The organism is Mycobacterium sp. Soil_C_30, assembly GCF_057656995.1.
Genome location: NZ_JBDGJH010000003.1, coordinates 469,461 through 491,448 on the forward strand (window position 1 = coordinate 469,461; position 21,988 = coordinate 491,448).

The window sequence follows — 21,988 nt, forward strand, 5'->3', positions numbered from 1 at the left end:
CGTGAAAGTCAACCTCGGTACCGGAGCGCAGAATTCGCAGGACTGGGAGCGGGTGCTCGCCGGAGACTATGCCAGCCCGCCCGCCACCCCCGACTGGGAGTGCGTCCAGGGCGCTTTGGCACTCGGCGACCTGGCCGAGCCGCTCGGGTTCGACGGCATCTGGTTCCCCGAGCACCAGGGCACGCCCTACGGCATGACCCCCAATCCGATTCAGGCCCTGACGTATTTCGCCGGGCGCACCGAGCGGGTGAGCCTCGGCACGTTCGTGGCCGTGGCGCCGTGGTGGCATCCCGTGCGTCTCGCCCACCAGATCGCCTACCTCGACATCGTGTCCAAGGGCCGCTACACCACCATCGGCATCGGGCGAGGAGTGTCGAAATCGGAGTTCGACGCCGTCGGTGTTCCGCGCGAAGAGAGCCGGCAGCGGTTCAACGAATGCCTTGACATCCTGAAGCTGGCGTTCTCCGGTGAACGCTTTTCCTATGACGGCGAGATCTTCTCCTTCCCCGAGATGTCCTTGCGTCCCGCACCCTTCAGTGACGATCTGTACAGCCGGATCTACAGTTCGTCGTCGACGCCGGAGTCGCTCGAGATCCTGTCGCGCCGCGGCATGGTGCCGTTGTTCGTCGGAAACAAGCCGATCTGGGATGCCGGCCTGGAAGTGCAGAAGGTCAACACCTTCCGCGCCGAGGAAGGCCTGCCGCCCTGCCAGCCGAAAAACGTGATGTTCATGTACTGCGTGCCGGAGACCGGCGACAAGTCGGAGCTGGAGTCCAAGACGGAGGAGTGGATCTACACCGCCAACCGTGACGTCAACGTGCACTACGGTTTTGCCGACGCCTCCAACTTCAAGGGCATCAAAGGTTACGAGTCGTATGCCAACCGGGAGGCCACCGCCACCGCGGTGCTCGCCGAGTCCGTGCAGGGGGATGGCACCGGAGGCGTCAAACCGAAGGAAAAGAAGGGCCCGCCGGGATATCACGCGTCCAATCTGCTGATCGGTTCGCCCGAGGAGATCTTCAAGAAGCTCAAGGCCGCCCAAGAGGCGTGCTCGTTCTCCGAGGTCACCATCGTCCCGCAGTTCGGGAGCATGCCGTATGACGACGCCATCGACTCGGTGAAGCTGTTCGCCGAGGAGGTGCTACCCGCCGTCCACGACATGGAGGCGCCGTTGCACGCCGCGGCACTGCCGGAGAAGGCGCCCGCATGAGCTGTGAACCCACGGACACTCCCACAGACATCGACATCGACGCCCTGCGCGAGAAGTACGCGCAGGAACGTGCCAAACGGCTCCGGCCGGACGGGTCGAAACAGTACGTCGAACTGACCGACGACTTCGCCGGTTACTACGAGACCGACCCGTACACCGAGGTGACGCCGCGTGGCCCGATCACCGAGGACATCGACGTTGCGGTGCTCGGCGGCGGCTTCGGCGGACTGCTGTCGGCAGCACACCTGAAAAAGGCCGGCGTCGAGGACGTCCGCATCATCGAACTCGGCGGCGACTTCGGCGGAGTCTGGTACTGGAACCGGTACCCCGGCATCCAATGCGACAACGAATCCTATTGCTATATACCGTTGCTCGAAGAACTCGACTGGATGCCCAGCAAGAAGTTCGCCGACGGCCCGGAGATCTACGAGCACTGCCGGCGCATCGGCAAGCACTTCGGTCTCTACGACTCGGCGATCTTCTCCACCCAGGTGCGCGAGCTGCACTGGGACACCGCGATCTCCCGGTGGCGCATCAGCACCAACCGCGGCGACGACATCCGGGCCCGCTTCGTGGTGCTGGCGTCGGGGCCGTTCCATCGGCCCAAGCTCCCGGGCATCCCCGGGATGCAGGATTTCACCGGACACAGTTTCCACTCGTCGCGGTGGGACTACGACTACACCGGCGGCGACAGCACCGGGGGTCTGCACAAGCTCGCCGACAAGCGCGTGGCGATCATCGGAACCGGGGCCACCAGCATCCAGGTGGTGCCTTTCCTCGCCCGGGATGCCGGAGAGCTGTTCGTCTTCCAGCGCACGCCGTCCACCGTCGATGCGCGCAACAACACCGCCACCGATCCCGATTGGGTCAAGACCCTACAACCCGGGTGGCAGAAGGAGCGCCAGCGCAACTTCCATGCGTGGACCTTCGAAGGCATGGCGCCGGGCCAACCGGATCTGGTGTGCGACTTCTGGACCGAACTGGGCCGAAACACCGCCGCGCGGGTGCTGGCGCTGGAAGATCCGGCCTCGATGACACCGGAGTTGTTCATGTCGCTCCGGGAGGAAGAGGACTACAAGATCATGGAGCGGTTGCGCCGCCGCATCGGTGATCTGGTGGACGATCCGGACACCGCCGAAGCGCTCAAACCGTACTACCGCTTCCTGTGCAAACGCCCGCTGTCCAACGACGACTACCTGCCTGCGTTCAACCGCGACAACGTGACCCTGGTCGACGTATCGGATTCCCGTGGCGTCGAGCGGATCACGGCCACGGGTATCGTCGCCGGCGGCAGGGAATACGAAGTCGACTGCATCATCTACGCCAGCGGGTTCGAGATCACCACCGAGATCAGCCGCCGCTACTCGATCGACGCCATCACCGGCCGCGACGGGCTATCGCTTTACGACTACTGGCGCGACGGGTATCAGACGCTGCACGGTATGACCAGCCGCGGCTTCCCCAACCAGTTCTTCACCGGCTTCACACAAGTGGGTATCTCGGCCAACATCGCCGCGAACTACGAACTGCAGGGTGAGCACATCGCCTACATCATCGCCGAGGCGCTGAACCGCGGCGTGACCGTGGTGGAACCCACGCAGGAGGCCCAGGACGACTGGTGCCGGACCATCAAGGACAGCGCGGTGGACAACTCCGCGTTCGACGCGTCCTGCACGCCGGGGTATTACAACAACGAAGGCGGTGGCGGCGGCGAGGGTATCCGGAGCCATCTCGGTGAACCGTACGGCCCCGGGTTCTACGCCTTCGGAGACCTGTTGGCGCAGTGGCGCTCTCAGGGGGAGCTGGCCGGACTCGACCTCGGAACCCGATGAGCGAAGCCAGGTACCCACTGGGTTTCGAAGGCCGGGTGGCCGTCGTCACCGGCGCCGGGCGCGGTCTGGGCCGGGCGTATGCACTGTTGCTCGCCTCGCGCGGCGCCGCGGTGGTGGTCAACGACTCCGGCGGCACCCTCACCGGTGACGGTACCGATGCCGGGCCCGCGGCCGAGGTGGCGGCCGAGATCGTGGCCGCAGGCGGGGTAGCGGTGGCCAGCACCGCATCGGTGGCCACCGCAGACGGGGGCGCGGCGATCATCAACACCGCCCTCGAGGCATTCGGACGGGTCGACGTGCTGATCCACAACGCGGGCAACGTACGGCGCGCGCCGCTGGCGCAGATGTCCTACGACGACTTCGACGCGGTTCTCGACGTGCATCTGCGCGGCGCTTTTCACGTGGTGCGGCCGGCGTTTCCGGTGATGCTGGAGCGTGAGTACGGGCGGATTGTGCTCACGTCGTCGATCGGCGGCCTGTACGGCAATCACGAGGTCGCCAACTACGGCGTCGCCAAGGCCGGCATCATCGGGCTGTCCAATGTCGCCGCGCTGGAGGGGGCGCCGGCAAATGTGCGGTGCAATGTCGTGGTTCCCGCCGCGGTCACCCGGATGGCCGAGGGTATCGACACTTCCGCGTACCCGCCGATGGGGCCGGAACTGGTGGCGCCTGTGGTGGGGTGGTTGTCGCACGAGAGCTGCTCGGTGACGGGGGAGATCTTCGTGGCCCTGGCCGGTAGGGTGGCCCGAGCGGTGATCGCCGAATCACCCGGTGCGTATCGCGCGTCGTGGTCCATCGAGGAGGTGGCCGAATCCCTGGATGAGATCAGGGATCTCAGCGCTCCGGTGATCTTCCCGCCGGTGCCGGGCGGCCACGCCGACCACATCCGGTACAGCTTCTCCCGAGCGGCCGAACATGTCTAGCGGCCCCCTGACCGGGGTGCGGGTGGTGGACCTCACCGCAATGGTGATGGGTCCCTACTGCACGCAGATCATGGCCGATATGGGCGCTGAGGTCATCAAGATCGAACCACCCGAGGGTGACAACACACGCTACATCTCGGTGGGCCCGGCGCCCGGGATGAGCGGGGTGTTCGTCAACGTCAACCGCGGCAAGCGCAGTGCGGTCCTGGATCTGCAGACCCCGGAGGGCAAACGTGCGCTGCAGGCGCTCATCGAGTCGGCGGATGTGTTCATCCATTCCATGCGGGCCAAGGCCGTGGCCAAGCTCGGCTTCGCCTATCCCGAGGTGGCGCAACTGAATCCGCAGATCGTCTACACCAATTGTTACGGCTACGGCCGTCGCGGACCCGAGGCCGACCGCCCCGCCTACGACGACACCATCCAGGCCGAGTGCGGGCTGCCGGCGGTCCAGGAGCAACTGACCGGTGAGGTGAACTACGTCGGCACCATCATGGCCGACAAAGTGGCGGGGCTGACCGCGCTGTACGCCACCATGATGGCGCTGTTCCACCGTGAACGCACCGGCGAGGGCCAGGAGGTGGAGGTCAGCATGTTCGAGACCATGGCCTCGTTCATGCTCGTCGAGCACGCCAACGGGGCGATGTTCAGCCCACCGCTGGGCCCTGCCGTCTACCCACGCACAGTGGCCCCCAACCGCAAGCCCTACCGCACCAAGGACGGCTACATCGCCGCGTTGATCTACAACGACAAACACTGGAATGCGTTCATCGCAGCGGTGCAGCCGCCCTGGAGCAGCGATCTGTACGCCACGCTGGAACGGCGCGCGAAACAGATCGACGCGGTGTACGCGTTGGTGGCCCAGACCCTGGCCGAGCGCACCACCGACGAGTGGCTGACCCTGTTCCGGGAGCTGGAGATCCCGGCCGCGCCGCTGCGCACCCCAGACGCATTGTTCGACGATCCGCATCTCAACGCCGTCGGTCTGTTCGAGACCGTCGACACCGCATACGGTCCCGTGCGCTTCCCCGGCGTCCCGACCTGGTTCTCGCGTACCCCGGGCCGGGTGCACGGACCGGCGCCGGAGCTGGGCGCCGACACCGATGCGGTGTTGCGTGAGCTCGGCATCCGTACCTCGTTGTTCGGAGCGTGAGCGTGGACTTCGAGATGGGAAGCGGCGCAGAAGAACTGCGTGGGCAGCTACGCGATCTGGTGCACCGGCACGTGCCCGCCGGGTTCCTCGGCGCCTTCACCGACGATCCGGCGGATCTGGCGGTGGCACAACAGTTCTGCCGTACCCTGGCCGAGCAGGAGTTGCTGTGTATGGCGTGGCCGGAGGAGTTCGGCGGCCGCGGCGCCACCGTGTGGGAACAGACCGTGGTCCGCGAGGAGATGTGGGCCCATCACGAACCACGCGGCGCACAGTACATGGGGGTCAACTGGGTGGGCCCGATCATCATGCGCCACGGCACGCACGCGCAGCAGCGCACACATCTGCCGCCGATCGCCCGCGGCGAGGTGATCTGGTGCCAGGGCTTCTCCGAACCGGAGGCCGGTTCCGATCTGGCGTCGCTGCGCACCTTCGCTCGCCGCGACGGTGACAGCTGGCTGATCAGCGGTCAGAAGATCTGGACGTCGTACGCCACCATGGCGCAGTGGTGCTTCCTGCTGGCACGCACCACCAGGTACGTCGAAGGCGCCGCCAAGAAGCAGCACGGCTTGACGATCTTCCTGGTGCCGATGGACGACCCGGCCATCCAGGTGCGGCCGATCCGCACCATGCTGGGGCCGCACCACCTCAACGAGGTGTTCTTCGACGACCTGCGGGTCACCGACGCCGACGTGCTCGGCACCGTCGACGCGGGCTGGTCGATCGTGCAGGACGTGATGTCGTTCGAGCGGGTGGGGATCGCCAGGTACGCCCGGTGCGAGCGACTGCTTGCGCTGGCGCCCGAGGCCGTGGGTGAGCGTTGGGACGGCCTGCCCGAGGAGTTGCGCGGCCGGTGGGCGCGGATGCTGACCCATTGCCGGCGTGCCCGGTTGATGGCCTACCGGGTGGTCGCCATGCAGGCGCAGGGTCGGGTGAATCCCGGGGATGCCGCAGCGTATCGCATCGCAGTGACCAAACTGGACCAGGACAGCGCCGAGGTGTTGATGGAGATTGCGGCCGGGCTGCCCGCGACCGATCACTTCCGGGCAGAGGTGGAGGATCACTGGCGGTACGCACAGGCCTCCACCGTCTCCTCCGGCAGTATCGAGATGCAGCGGATCCTGTTGTCACGCAGCATGCTGGCGGCGCAGCGGTGAACCTCGAACTGTCCGCCGAGGCGGTGGAATACGGAAAGCAGGCGCGGCGCGCATTCCAGGCCGCCGGAGGTGATCAGCTGGTCATCGAAGCCGAAGCCAAACCGCAACTGCGTGAGACCCTGGTCGGCCCGGCACTTGCCGACCTCGGTGCGTGGGAGCTGGAGCCGCGCGCGGACGCGGAATCCCTCGAGGCCGCCGCGGCGCTGTGCCGCAGCGCCGGGTACTGGGCGCTGCCGTACCCGGTGGCCGAGCGGTTGGCCCGCCCGGCCGATCTCCAGGTCGACGGTGTGGTGGTGGTGGACGAGGCGCGCGCCGAGGCAGGTCTGGCGGGGCTGGACAATCGTTGGGCCGCAGTCGGTATCGACGGCAGGCGCAGCGTGGTGACGGGCGTACGCGGGACGGGTGCGGCCTTCACCGGCGAGTTGGCGCTCGACCACATCGACGACAACGGCGCCGAGGATCTGAGGCTGGCACTGGTGTTGCCGTGCTGGACCCTGCTCGGCATGCTCGACCGGGCCCTCGACGAGACGGTGGCCCATGTCGGTTTACGCAAGCAGTTCGGTCAGCCGCTGTCCGGCTTCCAGGGCGTGCAGTTCCAACTCACCGACGCCGAGGTGGAACGAAGCGGGTTGGACATCCTGGCCAAGTACACACTGTGGAGCCTGAACGGCATGTCGGGCCTCGAGGACGCGCTGGCGCTGAGGATGGCCGCCATCGAAGCCGCCGAGGTGGTGTTCCGGGTGTGTCATCAATTGCACGGTGCCGTGGGGTTCTGCGATGAGACCACCGTGTCCTGGCTGTCGCGCTACAGCCAACCGCTGCGCAGGCTGCCGTTCGGCTTGTCAGCGACGCGGGCCCATTTGACCCGGCGACTCGGCCGTCGTGGTCTGACCGGGTTGTTCGTGCCGTGACTGCCGGTCTCGACGCTTTCCGCACACAGGTCCGGCAGTGGTGTCGCGAGCATGTGCCCAGCGACTGGCGCACGTCGCAGACCGGTGCCGACGACCACACCTTCGTTGACTTCCAGAAGGCGTGGTTCGCCGAATTGCACAGCGCGGGTTACGCGGTTCCGCACTGGCCGGCCGAGTGGGGTGGCGGGATGCCGGTGGCCGAGCAGGTCGTCTTGTACCAGGAACTCGCGGCGCATGACGCGCCGCGCCTGGTCCTGGCCTTCGTCGGGATCCACCATGCCGCATCGACATTGTTGATGGCCGGAACCGATGAACAGCGCCGAAAGCACCTGCCCGCGATCCTGGACGGTGAGATCTGGGTGCAGGGCTTTTCGGAGCCGGAGGCCGGTTCGGACCTCGCGAGCCTGCGGACCACCGCACGCCGTGACGGCCGTACTTTTGTGGTCAACGGCCAAAAGCTCTGGGCCAGCGGAGGACTGCACGCCGACTGGTGCCTCCTGTTGGCGCGGACGGACCCGTCTGCACCCAAGCGCAAGGGTATCTCGTACTTCCTGATGGACATGGCCACACCGGGTGTCGAGGTGCGGCCCATCCGTAATGCGGTGGGCGATTCGCATTTCTGCGAGATCTTCCTCAACGACGTCGAGATCCCCGAGACCAACCTGGTGGGCGCGGAGAACGACGGCTGGCGGGTGGCGCAGGCGACTCTGGGCGCCGAGCGGGGCATGACGATGCTGGAGCTGGCGGAGCGGTTGGGGCATGCGGGTTTCCGGTGGCTGGTCGAGTTGTGCCGAATCCACCACGCCGGTGATGCGCGGGTACGGGATCGACTGGCGCAGTTCGATATCGAGATCACCGGTCTGCGCGGGCTGACCCGCCAACTCGTACAGTCCGAGGGTGGCGGGCCCGCGGACGCGTCGATCGTCAAGTTGTACTACAGCGAACTGCTGCAGCGGCTCACCGATTTCGGCACCGAGATCGGCGGTCTGGACGCTCACACCCACATCCGCAAACCACTGTCGAGCGGCTGGGAATCCGGCGCCTGGGCACTGGATTTCATCGGGTCCTGGGAGTGGACCATTCCCGGGGGCGCCAGCGAGATCCAGCGGACCATCATCGGCGAGCGTGGGCTGGGCCTGCCGCGAGAGCCGAGCGCGGTATGACCGAGTTCGCCGAACTGCATGACGAATTGCGCTCTGTGGCAGCGGAGTTGCTCGCCAAAGAGGAAGCCGGTGTGACCTGGAAGCTGCTGGCGCAGGCCGGCTGGACCGGGTTGGAGGTGCCCGGACTTCTCGACGGCGCGGACGCCACGTTCCGGGAGACCGCGGTGATCCTGATCGAGATCGGGCGGGCCGCCGCGCGTACGGGTTACCTCGGTGGCACGCTCGCGGTGGGGGTGTTACTGGCGGCTCACCGCAACGGTGTGCGCGACGAACTGCTGGCCGGCATGGCCGCCGGATCGTCGGCGGTGGCGGTCGCCCTCGGCGATGACCACCAGAATGCCTGCTTTACACCAGGTTTCACCGTGGCGGAGTCGTCGGCGGGGTGGCGGGTGCAGGGCAGAGCCCGATTCGTTCCCGATGGCGGCGCCGGCGTCCTGTTGCTGGTGACGCAGGACCCGTCGGGAGAACCGGTGGTTGCGGTGGTTCCGTCGGGCAGCCCGGGCCTGACCGTCACGGCGCAACCGGTGACCGACCAGACGCGCGATCTGCGTGTGATCGTCGCCGAGGGGGTGACGGTGGAGGCGCGGTCGGTGTTGCGGTTCGCCGGTGACCCGCGAGAAGCCCTGCGGTTGCTGGCCGCCCGCGCCGCCACTGCGGTGGCCCTCGACAGCCTCGGCCTCAGTGAGGCGATGCTCGCGCGCACGGTGTCCTACGTCGGTCTGCGTCAACAGTTCGGCCGGCCCATCGGCTCCTTCCAGGCCGTCAAGCACGCCTGCGCCGACATGCTGGTGCAGATCGCGGTGACGCGTCAGCTGGTCCAGGAGGCAGTGGAGGCCGTGGCGAGCGCGCGCCCGGACGCCGGCGTGGCGGCGTCGAAGGCGAAAGCGTTCGCCGGTGAATCGGCCGTCGAGATCGCCGGTAAGGCACTGCAGTTGCACGGTGGCATCGGGTACACCTGGGAAAGCGGCGTGCCTGCGTACCTGAAGCGGGCGACGCTCAACCGTTCTCTGGCGGGCTCGCCGGCCGCGCACCGGCAGCTGATCGCGCAGCAGTATCTGGATTGACAGATCAAGGGTTGACCGGAGACCTCAGGTGTCGTAATACTTAGGTGTATGCCTAAGCAATCCGGCGCCGTGATGACGGGTGAACCGCTGGACGGTGTTTTCCACGCGCTTGCGGATCCCACCCGCCGCGCCGTGATCGAGAGGCTGAGCCGGGGGCCCGCGTCCACCTCGGAACTGGCCCGGCCGTTCTCGATGGCGTTGCCGTCCTTCACCCAGCACATGACGGTGCTGGAGCATGCCGGACTGGTGGCGTCGAACAAGGCGGGCCGGGTCCGGACGTACCAGCTGACCGCTGACCATCTGGCCACAGCGGAAACCTGGCTCTCACAACAGCACTCGCGCTGGGAGCGCAGGCTCGACCAGCTCGATGAATTTCTGACCCGTGGCGGGTCTACCTGATCGACCGCCACCTGACCAAGGAGTAATTGCCATGACCGAACTTCGCCCCGTCGACGTCGACCCCACCACCGACCTGGTTCTGGACCGGTTTGTCGACGTGAACCCCAGGGCCGTTTGGGACGCCTGGACCATTCCCGACCAGCTGGTGCAGTGGTTCACCCCGGCGCCGTGGTCGACGGTGGCGGTCGAGGTGGATCTGTGGCCCGGCGGCAAGATGCACACCGTGATGGCCTCGCCCGAAGGTGAGCAATACCCGTCCACCGGGTGCTACCTCGAGGTGGTCGATGGCCGTCGGCTCGTCTTCACGTCGGCGCTGGGGCCGGGGTACCGGCCGGTTCCGGTGCCGGAGGGCGAGTTCCACTTCACCGCGATCATCGACATCGTGGCCGAAGGTAGTGGCACCCGCTACACCGCAACCGCGCTGCACGACAGCGAATCCGCGCGCAAACAGCATGAGGCAATGGGCTTCGCCGACGGTTGGGGCGCCGCCCTGGACCAGATGGTCGCGCTGATCAAGGCGCGTTGACGGCAACGGGCCCTCACCTGTGCAGGTGAGGGCCCGCGCCGGGCGGCGAAGGGGGTTACGCCGCCACGTCCTTATCGCTCGCGTCGGAGCTGTCGGAGTCGGAATCACCCGTTTCGTTGGCCGAATCGTCTGTGCTGTCGGCCTTTTCGCTTTCGTCCGCCGGCTCTTCCTCGCTTGCCGGCTCCTCTTCTTCGGCGGCGGGCTCTTCCTCGGCTGCCGGCTCTTCCTCAGCGGCCGGCTCCTCCTCGACGGCCGGCTCCTCCACCGGGGCCTCCGCTTCCTCGGCCGGCACCTCGGCCTCGTCGGTCACCGGTTCCTCGACCGGCTCCTCATCGACGACGGGCACGGCGGGCTCAACGCCGGACGGTTCGGGTGCAGCGGCCTCGTGAGCGGGCTCGGAGACCACGGCCGGCGCGGCGCCGGGCACATCCAGGGTCACCGTTGCCGCGGGCTCGGTGGTGAGGGCGGATACCTCATCGGTGGCCGCGGTTTTGGCCAGCGACGAGTTGGCGCCGAGCGCACCGGCGATGGCGCGCGGGAGGGTGATGAACAGGCCCTGGACCAGACCACCGGCAAAACTGTCCAGAGACAGCAGACCCGGGAGGAAGCTGCCGTCGGCGGCCTCGAAACCGTTGAGCAGTGCACCGGTCATGACCGCCGGGATGTTCACCACGGCGGTGACCGCGGCAAGCAGGTCCCCGGCCTCGAGGGAGTCGAGGACATCCTGGGCCGTGGCGCCGAGCGCGTTGATCGGGTTGATGATGGGCCCGAGAACACCGGTCAGCAGAGGCAATGCCGTGGTCAGGCTGAACATCGCGGTGACCACGTCGGCGGCGTTCTGAGCGATCTTCGACGGAATGTCGAGCACGCCCGACTCGAACAGGGGCAAGCCGAACCCCACGATGATGGTGCCGGTGATCAGGGCCCCGGACAGGGCGGAGACGGCCCCGCCGATGTTGCCGGCGGCGAACAGTTGCTTTGCGCGCTCGATTTCGACGGCTGCCCCGTACGGGTTGTCCGGGGAGAAGTACTCACCGAGACCGGCCACCACACCGTTGGCGGCGGCGGCCAGGGTTTCGATGTACCCGATCTGGTTGGCCGCGAGCTGCCGGAGGATCGGCGCGGGGTCGGAGAGCCAGTTCTGGCCCAGCGCGCCGGCGTTGTCGACCGCCTTCGACAGGACCTGAACCCACAGCTCGAGAGGATTGGCAAGTGACGTCAGATCGACGGCAGCCGTCGAGATGGCCGGAACGGTGACATCGGACAGCGGAGTGCTCACCGGTGACAACGGGCTGATTGCCAGAGCGCTCGCTCCGACGACGGCGACACCCGTTGCTAGGTACGACCGGGCTGCAACGTACATGGACTCTCCTTGGCGAGAACGTAAGAAATGGGCAGCCGGAATCTACTCCACAGTAAGTTGACAAAGAGTCACTTTTCGTAAAAACAGATTCGTCTTGGATGACGACTGTCAAGTCGAGCAAATACGTTTGCGGCATAGGGAAGCTAGCTGTTCAGACGCACTGCAACCAGGTTGGTTGCGTTTTGCAAAGCTTTGCCGGTCGCGGACATTTGTCCGTCGGTGGATCGAACGTCCACCCGGGGACTGGCGTCTGCGTCAATATCACCGCAGGTGGTGCGGTGCGGGCGCTCTTCTCTCGTGGTAGTTCACAACACAAGGACGAGAAGGTTGCCACGAACCAGGGGTACACGGCCCTGCGTCGCCGCGCCCCGGGAGTGGGGCTGGCAAAACCGGCACGTCGTCGGATCGAGGGCCGCCCGGTTTCGCCGCCAGAGTGGCGCTGCAACCGGGTGGCATCCACTGCCACTTCGAAAGCAACCGTTGTCAAAAGCGGGCGCGAGCGCGCGTGTTCGTACGGGATCTGCGGCGTGCCGCCGTACAGACACGCGCGCTCGCGGAGAGTGGGGTGTCGTCGGGAGAGAGGGGGACCTTCAGAAGATGTTCTTGTGGGGGACGTCGGTCACCAGGCCGCCGTCCATGACGAACTCACTGCCCGTCGCGAAGGAGGACTCGTCGCTGACGAGGAACACGATGAACGTCGCGACTTCCTCCGATTTGCCGGGCCGGCCGAGCGGGGCCGTCACCATGTCGTCGGGGAAGTGTTTGGTCATCGGGGTGCGGATGAAGCCGGGGTGAATGGAGTTCACCCGGATGTTGTCGGGGCCCAGCTCCAGTGCCGCCGACTTGGCCAGGCCGCGGACCGCCCACTTGGACGCGACGTAGGGGTGCACCATCGGTGCGCCCCGCAGGCCTTCGATCGACGACACGTTGATGATGGACCCGCCGCCGGCGGCTTTCATCTGCCCGACGACGGCCTGCATGCCGAGGAACGTCCCGGTCAGGTTGACGTCGATGACCTTCTGCCACTTGGCCATATCGAACTTGCCGATCTTGCCCAGTGCGACGATGCCGGCGTTGTTGACCAGTGCGGTGAGCCCGCCGTAGGTGTCGACAGCGGTCTTGACCGCGGCGTCCCACTGCTCGGCGTCGGTGACGTCGAGGTGGACGTAGCGCGCTGATCCCGATTCTGCGGCACACAGCTCCGCGGCCAGCGCTTCCCCCTTCTCGTCGAGGATGTCGCCGATCACCACCTTCGCGCCCTCGGCGACGAGCAACTTAGCGTGTGCGGCACCCATGCCCTGTGCGCCGCCGCTGATCAGTACAACTTTTCCGTCCACGCGTCCCATGAGGCGTCAGGCTACCCGACCGCGGAAAAACTAGAACATGTTTCAATTCCGTGCTTGAGCCCGCATACTGCCAACCATGACCATCCGCGTCGCACTCGTGGGCACCGGCAATTGCGGCCGCATCGCCCTGACCCAGCTGATCGAGGACCCCCGCTTCGAACTCACCGCGGTGGGGGTTTCCACGGACGACAAGCTGGGCATGGACGCGGGCGACCTCGCGGGCCTCGACGTGACGACCGGAGTCGTGGCCACCAGAGGCCTCGCCGGGGTACTGGCCACCAGACCCGACTGTCTTGTCTACTGCGCCATGGGCGACACCCGGCCCATCGAGGCCACCCGGGACGTCACCGCTGCGCTGGCGGCCGGCATCAACGTCGTCGGATCGGCGCCCGGTGGGTTGCAGTTCCCCTGGGGGGTGATGCCGGACAAGGCCATCCAGCGTGTCGAAGACGCGGCGCAACAAGGCAATTCGACAGTGTTCATCACCGGCGTGGACCCGGGTTTTGCCACCGACCTGATGCCGTTCGCGCTGGCGGGCACCTGTCAGCGGATCGAGCAGATCCGCACCATGGAGATCGCCGACTACGCCACCTATGACGGCGAGGTGGTGATGAAGATCGTGATGGGCTTCGGCAATCCGATCGACCAACCGGGCATGCTGCTGCTGCCCGGGGTCCTCAGCGCGGCCTGGGGGACGGCGCTGAAGATGTTGGCGGCGGGGATCGGGGTCGAGCTCGACGAGATCACCGAGAACTACGAGTTGGAGCCCGCACCCGAGGACATCGAGACGGCCCTCGGTGTCATCGAGAAAGGCACCGTGGCCGCAATGCGCTTCGAGATCAACGGTATGGCCGGCGGCAAACCGGTGGTGGTGGTCGAACACATCACCCGCGTGCGGGAGGATCTGCGGCCGGACTGGGCCCAGCCCGCACAGCCGGGTGGCTCCTACCGCGTCGAGATCACCGGCGAACCGTCGTATGCCGTCGACATCTGCCCCACCAGCAGCCGCGGTGACCACAATTACGCGGCCATCCTGGTGGCGGCCGGCCGGATCGTGAACGCGATTCCCGACGTCGTCGCAGCTCCGCCGGGGATTCGCACCACGCTGGACATGCCGCTGGTCACCGGGAAAGGCGTATACCGAAGTTAAAGCAGCTGACTGTAAACTGTCTTCTCGTTGCACGAGAGGATGGTTTCCATGACAGCGCCAGGGACACTCAAGCGGGTCATCACCGGTGCCTCCATCGGCAACGCCGTCGAGTGGTTCGACTTCGCCATCTACGGCTTTCTGGCCACCTTCATCGCCGCGAACTTCTTTCCCAGCGGCGACGAGACGGCGGCACTGCTCAACACCTTCGCGATCTTCGCCGCGGCCTTCTTCATGCGCCCACTCGGGGGCTTCGTGTTCGGCCCGCTCGGGGACCGGATCGGCCGGCAGCGGGTGCTGGCGATCGTCATCCTGCTGATGTCGGCCGCCACCCTGGCGATCGGGTTACTGCCCACCTACGCCACCATCGGCGTGGCGGCGCCCCTGCTGCTCCTGCTCCTGCGCTGTCTGCAGGGCTTTTCCGCCGGGGGTGAATACGGCGGCGGCGCAGTCTATCTCGCCGAGTACGCGCGCGATGACAACCGTGGCAGGACGGTCACCTTCATGGCATGGTCCGGGGTGGTGGGTTTTCTGATCGGATCCGTGACCGTCACGCTCCTGCAGGCGGGGCTGTCCGCCGAGGCCATGGACGCCTACGGCTGGCGCATCCCGTTCCTGATCGCCGGCCCGCTGGGGCTCGTGGGGCTCTACATCAGGCTGAAACTCGACGACACCCCGGAGTTCACCGCCCTCAGCGAATCCGACGACGTGGCCGCATCACCGCTGCGGGAGGCAGTGCGTGACGCCGGCCCGGCCATCGTGCGGGTGATCGGATTGTTCATCCTGTTCAACGTCGGCTACTACGTGGTGTTCACTTTCCTTCCGACGTACTTCATCAAGAACCTGGAGTTCAGCAAGACCCAGGCATTCGCCTCGGTGACGGCCGCCAGCCTGGTGGCGATCGTGCTGATCCTGCCGTTCGCCGCACTGTCGGACCGGATCGGCCGCCGGCCGCTGTTGCTCGGTGCCGCAGTGGGTTTCGTGGTACTCAGTTATCCGCTGTTCCTCCTGATGACGTCGGGTTCGGTGGCGGCGGCCATCGCGGGACACTGCGCGCTGGCCGTGCTGGAATCGATCTTCGTCTCGACCGCGGTGACAGCGGGGGTGGAGATGTTCGCCACCCGGGTCCGCTACAGCGGCTTCTCGATCGGCTACAACATCTGCGTTGCACTGTTCGGCGGAACCACGCCGTACGTCGTCACCTGGCTGACCGACCGCACCGGCAACATCCTGGCCCCGGCGATCTATCTCAGTGTCGCGGCCGTCGTCTCCCTGATCACCGTGCTGACCATCAGGGAGACAGCGAAACAGCCTCTGCTGCAACGGATTTAGCCCAACGGTAGTCCGCCTTTCCCGCAGGGGAGCGCACCACCTTCGGGGTGCGGACGAATGCCTTGGGGACCTTGTACCCGGCGATGGTGCGCCGGCAGACCTCGATGAGCTCGTCGTCGGTGACCGAGGTGCCGTCGACCAGTTGGACCACGGCGACCACCTCGCTGCCCCAACGCTCGGACGGCCGCCCGGCCACCACCACGTCGTAGACGTGCGGGTGCGCGGCGATGGCGCGCTCCACCTCTTCGGCGAAGATCTTCTCGCCACCGGAGTTGATGGTCACCGAATCGCGGCCCAGAAGTTCGATGCGGCCGTCCGCCAGGGCGCGGGCCCGATCGCCGGGAACCGACCAGCGCACACCGTCGATCGTCGGGAAGGTACGCGCCGTCTTGGCTTCGTCGCCCAGATAGCCCAGCGGGATCAGGTCGCGCCGGGCCAACCATCCTTCGCCGTCGCCGGGGGCCAGTACCCGGCTGAAATCGGCGGCCACGACGGCGGTGTCGGCCTGCGGGGTGAACACCGGTGAGGTGCCGGAGTCGTCGCCCGCTTCAGTGTTCGCGAGTGTGGTCATCTGCTGACCGGACTCCGACGAGCCCACCGCGTCGATCAGCAGGACATGCGGCAGTGCGGCCCGGATCCGGTCCCGCACGGTCGGTGACATCGGCGCTCCGCCATTGGTGATGGAGATCAGGCCGGACAGGTCGTAGGCGCCGGTCTCGATCTCGTCGATCAGCGGTCGCGCCATCGCATCACCGACCACCGGGATGCTGAGCACCTTCTCCCGCTCGACCAGCCGCAGCACGTCGGCCACGCGGAAGCGCTCGACGTCGTCGGGGATCGCGATCCAGCCGCCCATGGTGATGATGTTGTAGGCCGCCCACTGCGCCGCGCCGTGCATGAACGGCGGCAACATCAGCAGCGACATCGCCCCGGCGGCCGCTTTCACCCGCTCGGCGATCTGCTCGTAGGACGTCAGCGCCTCGCTGCTGCCGAAGGGCCGGCCGCCCATCGCGGAGATGAAGATGTCGTGCTGCCGCCACAACACGCCCTTGGGCATGCCGGTGGTGCCGCCGGTGTAGAGGATGTAGAGGTCGTCACCGGTCGGGGCGGGCATACCCTCGGCAGGTGCCGGCGTGGTCACGATCGACTCGTAATCCACGGCCCCGGGCAGCAATTCGTTGCCCGTGTGATCGGCCACCTGGATCAGCACCTTCAGATGCGGAAGCCGGTCCCGGATGGCGGCCACCCGCGGCGCGAACTCGGCGTTGTAGACCACCGCGGTGGCTTTCGAGTCGTTGAGCAGGTACAGCAGCTCGTCCTCGACGTAGCGGTAGCTGACGTTGAACGGCGCCACCCGGGCGCGATACGCGGCGACCATCGACTCCAGGTACTCATTGCCGTTGCGCAGGTACAGCCCGATGTGGTCCTGTCCGGATTCGTGGCCGGCCAGGTCGCTGCGCTCGGTGTGGCAGCCCAGGCCCACCGATGCCAGATAGTGCGCCACACCGTCGATGCGGCCGTCGAGTTCGGCATAGGTCAACCGCCGCCCACGCCAGAGCAGCGCGGTGTGATCCGGGATGGTGCTGGCAACGGTGGCGAAAACGCTCGACAGGTCGAAGGTGTCGCGGCTCATGGCACCAATCTAGAACACGTTCTAGTCGGCGATGCGGTTAACTCTTCTTCTTCTCCCGCCACACCCGCTCGAACGGCAGCCGCCACCCGTTGGGGGCGATCAGCTGATGGATGGCGTTGGGACCCCAGGTGCCCTGCGGGTACATCTTCACCGGCGGCGGGTCGTCGAGCAGCTGAGCCGAACGCTCCCACAACGATTCGATGCCTTCGGCGGTGGTGAACAACGTGTGGTCACCGCGCATGGCGTCCAGGATCAGGCGTTCGTAGGCCTCGAGCACATCGGAGACGTATTCGGTTTCCTGGGTGGAGAACTGCATCGAGAGCTTCTCCAGCTTCATCCCCGGCCCGGGCCGCTTGCCGTAGAACGACAGCGACACCTTCGATGAGTCGGCCAGGTCGAAGGTCAGGTGGTCGGGGCCCTGCGAGCCCACTCCCGAGCCGGGCGGGAACATGGTGCGCGGGGCTTCCTTGAACGCGATCGAGATGATGCGCTGCCCTTCGGCCATCCGCTTGCCGGTGCGCAGGTACACCGGGACCCCGGCCCACCGCCAGTTGTCGATCGCGACCTTGAGGGCGATGAACGTCTCGGTGTCGGAATCCCTTGCCACGCCGGGCTCTTCGCGATAGCCGGTGTACTGGCCGCGGACCACGTTGGCGGGGTCGATCGGCAGCATGGACCGGAAGACCTTGTTCTTCTCCTCGCTGATGGCCCGCGGTTCCAGTGCGGTGGGCGGTTCCATCACCACGAACGCCATCACCTGGAACAGGTGTGTCACCACCATGTCCTTGTAGGCGCCGGTGCTCTCGTAGAAGTTGGCCCGCTGGTCCAGGCCGAGCGTCTCGGGGATGTCGATCTGGATGTGGTCGATGAAATTGCGGTTCCAGATCGGTTCGAACAAACCGTTGGCGAACCGGAAGGCCAGGATGTTCTGGGCTGCTTCCTTGCCGAGGAAGTGGTCGATCCGGAAGATCTGACGCTCCCGGAAGGTCTGGTGGACGAAGTCGTTGAGTTCGACGGCACTGGCCAGATCAGTGCCGAACGGTTTCTCCATCACCACCCGCGAGCGATCCACCAGGTCGGCCTCCCGCAACATGGTGATGACGGCGTGTGCGGCCTTCGGCGGCACCGAGAGATAGTGCAACCGCCGGACATCTGGTCCGAGCTCACCTTCGGCCTGTCGGACCGCGGCGGCCAGGGCGTCCGGACCGGCGCCCTGCGGCACGTAGGACACCCTCGAGGCGAACGCCGCCCACTCCTCGTCGGTGAGCTTGTGGTTGCCGAACGAGTTGATGGCCTCGCGGGCCAGCGCCCGGAACTCGTCGTCGGACAGGTCCTCCAGCGATGTGCCCACCACTCTGATCTTGGGGGCCAGCGCCGACTTGACCAGGTATGCCATCCCCGGCAGCAGTTTTCGCTTGGCCAGGTCGCCGGTGGCGCCGAAGAGCACGATGACATGCGGGGTCAGCGGCTCTTCTCCGCGGCGCGGGCGGGCGCTGGGCGACGGGTACGCGATCGTCTGAGGGTTGTTGGTGGCCATCTGACGGATGATCCCAGGATGAGAGGACCAGCGCAGGACGTCGGGGTGAACTTCGCCCCGCCGGAATCAACCGCGGCGGTGGTGCGCTGGATGGGGCATGAGCCCCGAGGAAATCAGCGTCGATCTTGTTGTCATCGGTTTCGGTAAAGGCGGTAAGACGCTGGCCGCGGCACTGGGCGCGCAGGGCCGGCGGGTGATCATGGTGGAGCAGTCCGCGCGGATGTACGGCGGCACCTGCATCAACATCGGCTGTGTGCCGACCAAATCAATGGTCTATCAGGCCGAACACCTCGACGCCGGGGCGCCGCACGATGCCGAGTATCGGGCTGCGGTGCAGACCACCCAGGAGCTGACCGCACTGCTGCGCGGCAAGAACTTCGCCATGCTGGACAACCTCGAGACCGTGACGGTGCTGACCGGACGCGCCGAATTCGCCGACGCCAACACCGTCGAGGTCACCGCGGACGACGGTGACCGTTACCGTCTCCGCGCACCCCACATCGTGATCGGCACAGGATCGGAACCGGTGTTGCCCGACATTCCCGGGCTGGCCGGCAATGAACGGGTGGTCACGAGCACCGAACTCCTGGTGCACGACAATCTGCCCGCGCGCCTGGTGGTGCTCGGCGGTGGTTATGTCGGGCTGGAGTTCGCGGCGATGTTCGCCGGGTACGGCTCGGCGGTGACGGTGCTCGAGAAGCACGAGCGCATCCTGGGCGGCGAGGACGACGATATCGCCGCCAGTGTCGGCGATATCCTCACCGAGGCCGGGGTCAAGCTGCTGACCGCTGCGCAGGTGACCGAAATCGACGGTGGCCGTGTTCATTTCGTGCACGACGGGGCAGCGGCCACCGTGGACGCCGATGTCATCCTGGTGGCACTGGGACGTCGGCCGGTGACCGCGGGGCTGGGGCTGGACAGGGCCGGGGTGGATCTGCGGGCCGACGGGTCGGTTCTCGTCGACGAGCATCTGCGCACCAGCCGGCCGCACATCTTCGCGGTGGGCGACGTCAACGGCGGCCCACAGTTCACCTACATCTCACTCGATGACTACCGCATCGTGGCCGGCCAACTGGCCGGCTCCGGTGTGCGCAGCACCGCCGACCGCGTGGCGGTGCCGTACTCGTTGTTCGTCACCCCGCCGTTGTCGCGGGTGGGATTGACCGAGCGGGCGGCCCGCGCGGCCGGGTACCGGGTCAAGGTGGCCGCGATGCGGGTCGCCGACATGGCGACGGTACCGCGGGCCCGCATCGTCGGTGACCCCCGCGGGATGATGAAGGTGGTGGTCGACGCCGACACCGACACCATCCTGGGCGCCGCCCTGTTGAGCCACGATTCGCATGAGGTGATCAACACGGTGGCCCTGGCCATGCGCCACGGCATCACCGCCTCGGCGCTCCGGGACGAGATCTATACCCACCCGTCGATGACGGAGGGGTTCAACCAGCTCCTGGGTGCCCTGCACTGAGGCCCGGTCGCCGAGGCGGCGACGAAGGAGTCGGGGAGGTGGGGCCGGGCGTAAAGTGAGGTAATGTCACCCTCCGATAATGAGAACCTGATTCTCGAACACGTCGAAGGAGTGGGGCATTGCCGAAGGGATACGTCATCATCACCGAAGACATCAAGGACGCCGAGGCGATGAAGGCCTACGGGGAAGCCGCGATGAAAGCGATGGGTGGCGCCACGGTGCTGGCCGCCGATCGCAAGGCCGAGACCATCGAAGGTGAATGGCACGGTTCGCAGACCGTGCTCCTGGAGTTCGACTCGGTGGACGCCGCCAAGGCCTGGTACTACTCCGACGAGTACCAGGCGGCGGCGAAGCTGCGTCAGGCCGCTGCCGACTGCAACGGCGTCATCATCTCCGGGTTCTGATGTCTGACGGCGCCGGCACTCCTCCGTCGGCCGCCTCTAGGTGTTCCGGCCGCCGTTGACCCCGAGGATCTGGCCGGTGATGTAACCGGCCTCCTCGGAGGCCAGGAATGCCACCGCGGCGGCGATGTCCTCGGGCTTGCCGATCCGGCGCACCGGGGTGGCCTCGATGGTCTTGTCGATATCCCCGAGGAAACCGCGGTCGGCGGCTTTGCGCAGCATCGGGGTGTCGATGAAACCGGGCGGCACCGCGTTGACCGTGACACCGGTGGGACCGAACTCCAGCGCCAGCGACTTCGTGAGCCCATTGACGCCGGACTTGGCCGACACGTAGTGCGACATGTACGGCGTGCCGGAATGCGTGCTCGACGACGAGATGTTCACGATGCGGCCCCAGCCGGCCTCGGTCATCTCCGGCAGCACCGCCTGGACCATGTGGAACACGCCGTGCAGGTTGACGTTCACGACCTTCTGCCAGTCGTCGAACGAGATCTTCAGAAACGGTTTGAAGCCGTCCAAGCCGGCGGCATTGACCAGAATCCCCACCGGACCCAGGTCGTCGTGAACCTGGGCCAGCGCGGTATCGATCGCGGCGCGGTCGGTGACGTCGACGGCGTAGGAGTACTTCGCCTCTCCCGGATTGAGGTCGAACACCGCGATCTGGTGGCCGTCCTCGGCCAGTCGCTCGGCAATGGCTTTGCCGATACCGGAGGCACCGCCGGTCACCACGGCGACTCTGGGGGTGTCGTTGCGCGCAGGCATCGCGTGTCCTTTCCTGGGGCTGGTTGTCAGTTGTTGTTCAGGCTTTACGGCGGGGCACCCGCAGACCCAGGGCCTTTCGGCCGGCGTCCACCAGGTGTTCGCGCAGTGCGTCACGGTCGAGGTTGACGAACGTCGGGCCCGAGGCTCCGGCCATGCCTGCGAGCACCACGGCCGCTTTGACCATGCCGGCCGGCCCGGGCTCCACATCGGCCAGCAGTCGCATCTGGCGCTCGATCAGCTCGTCCCACTCGCCGCGGGTGCGCAGCATCTCGCCCACTGCGGGGTCGGCCGCCAGCACGGCCACCACCCGGTTGTCGACGGCCAACTGGGCGAAACCGGTCAGCATGTGATCGGCGCGCGCATGGGCGCCGCGAAGCTGCTCGGCGGCGCCGATCACCACGGTGAGCTGCTCGAGAATCGGGGCCACCACCGCGTCGAGCAACTGCTCGCGGGTCCGGAAGTGGTGGTAGATGGCGGCTTTTGTGAAGCCGAGCTCGTCGGCGATCATCTGCAGTGATGTGCCGGCGAAGCTGTGTCTGGTGAACAGATCGACGGCGACATCGATCAATCGCTGGCGCGTGTCGACTTCGACGGGGGAAGGGGTGCCCATGCGGTTGATCCCTTCTCCCGAGTCTGCAAAACGCTGTACCAACTTTACGATCGTATA

20 protein-coding genes are annotated in these 21,988 nt (G+C 66.6%); 14 read left to right on the plus strand and 6 right to left on the minus strand.

The features are described from left to right. Window position 1: 1 nt before the first annotated feature. From AC3A6P_RS07965 to AC3A6P_RS08010, 10 genes are read left to right on the plus strand one after another with little or no spacing between them, the layout of a single operon-like run. On the plus strand, window positions 2-1,210 hold the full coding sequence (locus AC3A6P_RS07965) for an LLM class flavin-dependent oxidoreductase (RefSeq protein WP_487690497.1): 1,209 nt from the start codon (window positions 2-4) through the stop codon (window positions 1,208-1,210). Beyond that, a complete protein-coding gene (locus tag AC3A6P_RS07970; RefSeq protein WP_487690498.1) occupies window positions 1,207-3,042 on the plus strand; it encodes a flavin-containing monooxygenase in 1,836 nt (611 codons plus the stop codon). Before AC3A6P_RS07965 ends, AC3A6P_RS07970 begins: the two co-directional genes overlap by 4 nt. Then, window positions 3,039-3,965: an SDR family NAD(P)-dependent oxidoreductase gene (locus AC3A6P_RS07975; RefSeq protein WP_487690500.1), complete on the plus strand. Its 927-nt coding sequence runs from the start codon at window positions 3,039-3,041 to the stop codon at window positions 3,963-3,965. The genes AC3A6P_RS07970 and AC3A6P_RS07975 overlap by 4 nt, the downstream gene beginning before the upstream one ends. Continuing rightward, window positions 3,958-5,115 (plus strand): CaiB/BaiF CoA transferase family protein, encoded by a 1,158-nt coding sequence (locus AC3A6P_RS07980; protein WP_487690501.1) that lies wholly within the window; start codon window positions 3,958-3,960, stop codon window positions 5,113-5,115. Before AC3A6P_RS07975 ends, AC3A6P_RS07980 begins: the two co-directional genes overlap by 8 nt. Window positions 5,116-5,117: 2 nt before the next feature. After that, the gene (locus AC3A6P_RS07985) at window positions 5,118-6,269 is read left to right on the plus strand and encodes an acyl-CoA dehydrogenase family protein (protein ID WP_487690503.1); all 1,152 of its coding nucleotides are present in this window, start codon (window positions 5,118-5,120) and stop codon (window positions 6,267-6,269) included. Next, window positions 6,266-7,180, plus strand: coding sequence for an acyl-CoA dehydrogenase family protein (locus AC3A6P_RS07990; protein ID WP_487690504.1), 915 nt, complete (start codon window positions 6,266-6,268; stop codon window positions 7,178-7,180). Before AC3A6P_RS07985 ends, AC3A6P_RS07990 begins: the two co-directional genes overlap by 4 nt. After that, window positions 7,177-8,343, plus strand: a complete 1,167-nt coding sequence (locus AC3A6P_RS07995; protein WP_487690505.1) for an acyl-CoA dehydrogenase family protein — start codon at window positions 7,177-7,179, stop codon at window positions 8,341-8,343. The genes AC3A6P_RS07990 and AC3A6P_RS07995 overlap by 4 nt, the downstream gene beginning before the upstream one ends. Next, window positions 8,340-9,407: an acyl-CoA dehydrogenase family protein gene (locus AC3A6P_RS08000; RefSeq protein WP_487690506.1), complete on the plus strand. Its 1,068-nt coding sequence runs from the start codon at window positions 8,340-8,342 to the stop codon at window positions 9,405-9,407. The genes AC3A6P_RS07995 and AC3A6P_RS08000 overlap by 4 nt, the downstream gene beginning before the upstream one ends. Window positions 9,408-9,455: 48 nt before the next feature. After that, complete coding sequence (locus AC3A6P_RS08005) at window positions 9,456-9,806, plus strand: ArsR/SmtB family transcription factor (protein ID WP_487690507.1); 351 nt, start codon at window positions 9,456-9,458, stop codon at window positions 9,804-9,806. 31 nt (window positions 9,807-9,837) lie between these two features. Continuing rightward, entirely contained in the window at window positions 9,838-10,332 is a 495-nt protein-coding gene (locus AC3A6P_RS08010) for an SRPBCC family protein (protein ID WP_487690508.1), read from the plus strand. 55 nt (window positions 10,333-10,387) lie between these two features. Here the strand turns inward: AC3A6P_RS08010 and AC3A6P_RS08015 are convergent, their stop codons facing one another. Then, window positions 10,388-11,695: a hypothetical protein gene (locus AC3A6P_RS08015; RefSeq protein WP_487690509.1), complete on the minus strand. Its 1,308-nt coding sequence runs from the start codon at window positions 11,693-11,695 to the stop codon at window positions 10,388-10,390. A gap of 590 nt (window positions 11,696-12,285) precedes the next feature. Further along, on the minus strand, window positions 12,286-13,041 hold the full coding sequence (locus AC3A6P_RS08020; protein ID WP_487690510.1) for a glucose 1-dehydrogenase: 756 nt from the start codon (window positions 13,039-13,041) through the stop codon (window positions 12,286-12,288). Between the two features lie 76 nt (window positions 13,042-13,117). Here AC3A6P_RS08020 and AC3A6P_RS08025 point away from each other — a divergent pair, with 76 nt between their 5' ends. After that, window positions 13,118-14,191, plus strand: coding sequence for an NAD(P)H-dependent amine dehydrogenase family protein (locus AC3A6P_RS08025; protein ID WP_487690512.1), 1,074 nt, complete (start codon window positions 13,118-13,120; stop codon window positions 14,189-14,191). 48 nt (window positions 14,192-14,239) lie between these two features. Beyond that, on the plus strand, window positions 14,240-15,520 hold the full coding sequence (locus AC3A6P_RS08030) for an MFS transporter (protein ID WP_487690514.1): 1,281 nt from the start codon (window positions 14,240-14,242) through the stop codon (window positions 15,518-15,520). On the opposite strand, the gene AC3A6P_RS08035 is transcribed toward AC3A6P_RS08030, so the two are convergent. Both AC3A6P_RS08035 and zwf read right to left on the minus strand, forming a co-directional pair. Then, a complete protein-coding gene (locus AC3A6P_RS08035; protein ID WP_487690515.1) occupies window positions 15,480-17,153 on the minus strand; it encodes an acyl-CoA synthetase in 1,674 nt (557 codons plus the stop codon). The genes AC3A6P_RS08030 and AC3A6P_RS08035 overlap by 41 nt on opposite strands. A gap of 37 nt (window positions 17,154-17,190) precedes the next feature. Next, the gene (gene zwf / locus AC3A6P_RS08040; protein WP_487690516.1) at window positions 17,191-18,690 is read right to left on the minus strand and encodes a glucose-6-phosphate dehydrogenase; all 1,500 of its coding nucleotides are present in this window, start codon (window positions 18,688-18,690) and stop codon (window positions 17,191-17,193) included. Between the two features lie 97 nt (window positions 18,691-18,787). On the opposite strand from zwf, the gene AC3A6P_RS08045 reads away from it, so the two are divergent. Continuing rightward, entirely contained in the window at window positions 18,788-20,158 is a 1,371-nt protein-coding gene (locus tag AC3A6P_RS08045; protein ID WP_487690518.1) for an FAD-dependent oxidoreductase, read from the plus strand. 119 nt (window positions 20,159-20,277) lie between these two features. Further along, on the plus strand, window positions 20,278-20,562 hold the full coding sequence (locus AC3A6P_RS08050; protein WP_487690519.1) for a DUF1330 domain-containing protein: 285 nt from the start codon (window positions 20,278-20,280) through the stop codon (window positions 20,560-20,562). Window positions 20,563-20,598: 36 nt separating this feature from the next. Here AC3A6P_RS08050 and AC3A6P_RS08055 read toward each other — a convergent pair whose 3' ends face one another. Next, on the minus strand, window positions 20,599-21,321 hold the full coding sequence (locus AC3A6P_RS08055) for an SDR family NAD(P)-dependent oxidoreductase (protein WP_487690520.1): 723 nt from the start codon (window positions 21,319-21,321) through the stop codon (window positions 20,599-20,601). A gap of 37 nt (window positions 21,322-21,358) precedes the next feature. After that, window positions 21,359-21,931: a TetR/AcrR family transcriptional regulator gene (locus tag AC3A6P_RS08060; protein WP_487690522.1), complete on the minus strand. Its 573-nt coding sequence runs from the start codon at window positions 21,929-21,931 to the stop codon at window positions 21,359-21,361. Window positions 21,932-21,988: the final 57 nt, after the last annotated feature.